The organism is Gilliamella apicola, from assembly GCF_003202915.1.
GTDB lineage: Bacteria > Pseudomonadota > Gammaproteobacteria > Enterobacterales > Orbaceae > Gilliamella > Gilliamella apicola_Q.
On record NZ_QGLP01000019.1, the window covers coordinates 1 to 2540 of the forward strand.

The window sequence follows — 2540 nt, forward strand, 5'->3', positions numbered from 1 at the left end:
TGTACTACCGCTACTATATTCACCGTGTAAGCTTGATTGACTCTTCGTTGATGATTTATGGTACGAAATTGGTGATGAGACCGGGTTACCTATATCCATAGCTAATGCAGCCAGTTCACCGGTAAATAAAGCATCAGGCTAAGCAGTTGATTGGTTAAAACAGGGCGGCTAAAGAAGAAGTAAAAGCTAATGCAGTAAACAATAGCGCAGCATTAAGGTGCTCGAACACCTTAACACTGCTAACCACAACTAACTATCGAGGAGTTAACTATGGCTAAGACACATTCTAAGCTAAAATTAACCACAGGAAAAGCACCTGCACTACAACCCACTGAGTGATTTTATACCGTCGGTTATGTGCCACAAGGCGCAAATCGCAACCCCAGACCACAACTGGCCATTAAGGGTAGATGGTTGGAACAGATAGGCTTTTATGTTGGTTGTACAGTTATCATTAAAGTTAAGCAAAATAAACTTATTATTAAACTAACAAGCAAGTTTTAAAAAACAATAAAAGATCCTCACACAAATTAGGTGGGGATTGATACTTATTCAACGGGCTCTAATGAAACAGCCATTTCTAATACTATATCTAAGTAAGCTTTTTCGCCATTATGATTTCGCCGTTTCAGTTCATCATATGCGTAAATAATTTCAACTTTAGCCCCTTTTTGAAAAAGCTTTTTATCCTTGTAATTAATATAGTTATAAATGCTTTCTTCAACTTCGGAACCATCATCTAATAGTAAACTAAAAGCATTATCTACAGAAGAAGGATCTTGACCTGCCACATAGGTTCTAGTTATTACTCCCGACACGTGCAGTAAAGGCATTTTTCCTTGTTTAATACTATTCCACCATTCTTTAGAACCAAAAAGGCCATTTGTACCTTTTAAACCCATATTTGGTCTCGACTTATCGAGCGTGAGTGACTGTGTCATTACAATTTGCTCAGGATTATCTTTTAACTCTTCAGATAAAAGATAAACTAATTTCATAGGAACTTTTGAATTTTCTAACTTTAATAACATATTTCTTACCTTTTATTTTACTTTTTCAAAATGGACAATATTTTTATTAAAAATCTCTATGCCTTTACCTTGCCCAAGTTGGGTTGTCATTTGCCCTCCTTCCACTTTGAATCGAGTATTCGTATTCATCCATTTTCCTGTTTGAGTAGACATATTAGGGAATTGTGTACTTGCTGGTTTGTTTGCTGAAATCCCAATTTTTTCAAGCTGAGAAAACGTCCCTGGTTTAACTACTATTTTAACCGTAATGCCGTTATACTTTGATGAATATTTTAATACTGGTGAAACAGAAGTTTCAGTCGTTGCTGGCATTATACCTGTTCGCTCAAATTGCTTAAACTGTTCTGGTGACATAGTTCTATAAACAATTTCATTTCCATAAGCATCATATTGTTGTACTGGACTAAGTGGATTTTTAGATTGAGTTACTGGCACTCCAATCCCTTCCCTTGCAACCTGTGTAGTTCCCGCCGTTCCCTTTCCAGCATTCTCCAAGCCTTTCTCATTTACTACATGCTCATCAAAATTACTGCTTTTATTAGCCTGTTGATTTGCTGCATGATTATTATTTATATTATCCTTTATTTCTTTATAATTTCCACCACCTTGTTGAACGTTTTCTTTTCCATATACTGATTCAAAATAATCTTTATCTAATTTTCCCGTTATATTACTAGTTTTACTTTTATTGGCCGTTGATAATTTACTTCCTTTTAAGGCTCTATTTATCATAGGTAAAGCAAAATGCCCTTCCAAACCATTAATCATCATCATTATTGCAATGGTTCTACCAGCCATTACTTGAGCTTCTTCATCACTGTAACCAAAACTTTTAAAACTTACTACATATCCATTATAAATAGCACGGAATTCATTTGCTGCTGATGATGTGCTGTTCAATAAATGCTCAATTTCTTGGTAACCAATTTGAGCATTTGGAGGATTTAAATAAGTTAAATGCTTATAAGTTTTTAATGCATCGTAGGCTTTTTGGCGTTCCTCATGGCATTCATCACTATTTACATCAATACACGCATTTATTAATGCATCACTTAAACTATCATCTTTAAGACGAAGTTCAAGTTTTGTATTCTAAACCTTTTTTGGTTTGATGCTCATCTGAGTTTAAATAATTATTCTCAACCGCATTTTTACTGCTACTAATAGCCGCACTGGCATCACCAATATTACCACCACCGGCAGCTACTGCCAGACCGGAGGCTAGTTGAGATAGTGCGCTGATGGTTTGTTTTTCTTCTTCGGTTAAATCTTTGACTTCTTTGCCATACAGTTGTTTGCGGATGATATCTGCCGCAACTTCACCCACCACTGCACCCGCTCCACCAGATAATGCTGAGTTGCCTTGTAGCTCAGCGACTACTGCACCAAGTATTGCATGAGCAATTAAGTTGCCGGCAATATCATCGGTTTGCCATTTACCATCTTCACCCATATGCCCGGTGTGCAGTTTTATCTGCTCCGCTAACCATGGCGCACTAGCGCCAGCTA

The 2540-nt window shown here is 36.8% G+C and carries 3 protein-coding genes and 1 pseudogene; 1 reads left to right on the forward strand and 3 read right to left on the reverse strand.

The window, feature by feature from the left end; genetic code table 11:
- Positions 1 to 351 precede the first annotated feature (351 nt).
- Positions 352 to 504: pseudogene (locus DKK79_RS15025) on the forward strand (SymE family type I addiction module toxin); the annotation flags it as partial.
- A gap of 44 nt (positions 505 to 548) precedes the next feature.
- Here the strand turns inward: DKK79_RS15025 and DKK79_RS14335 are convergent.
- The 3 genes from DKK79_RS14335 to DKK79_RS14345 form a co-directional block, all read right to left on the reverse strand.
- Positions 549 to 998 carry a hypothetical protein gene (locus DKK79_RS14335; RefSeq protein ID WP_220019312.1) on the reverse strand — a complete coding sequence of 150 codons (450 nt, stop codon included), beginning with the start codon at positions 996 to 998 and terminating at the stop codon, positions 549 to 551.
- A gap of 45 nt (positions 999 to 1043) precedes the next feature.
- Positions 1044 to 1931, reverse strand: a complete 888-nt coding sequence (locus tag DKK79_RS14645; RefSeq protein ID WP_220019313.1) for a hypothetical protein — start codon at positions 1929 to 1931, stop codon at positions 1044 to 1046.
- Between the two features lie 178 nt (positions 1932 to 2109).
- The coding region (locus DKK79_RS14345) for a VENN motif pre-toxin domain-containing protein (RefSeq protein WP_181415339.1) at positions 2110 to 2540 on the reverse strand (431 nt) is incomplete at its 5' end.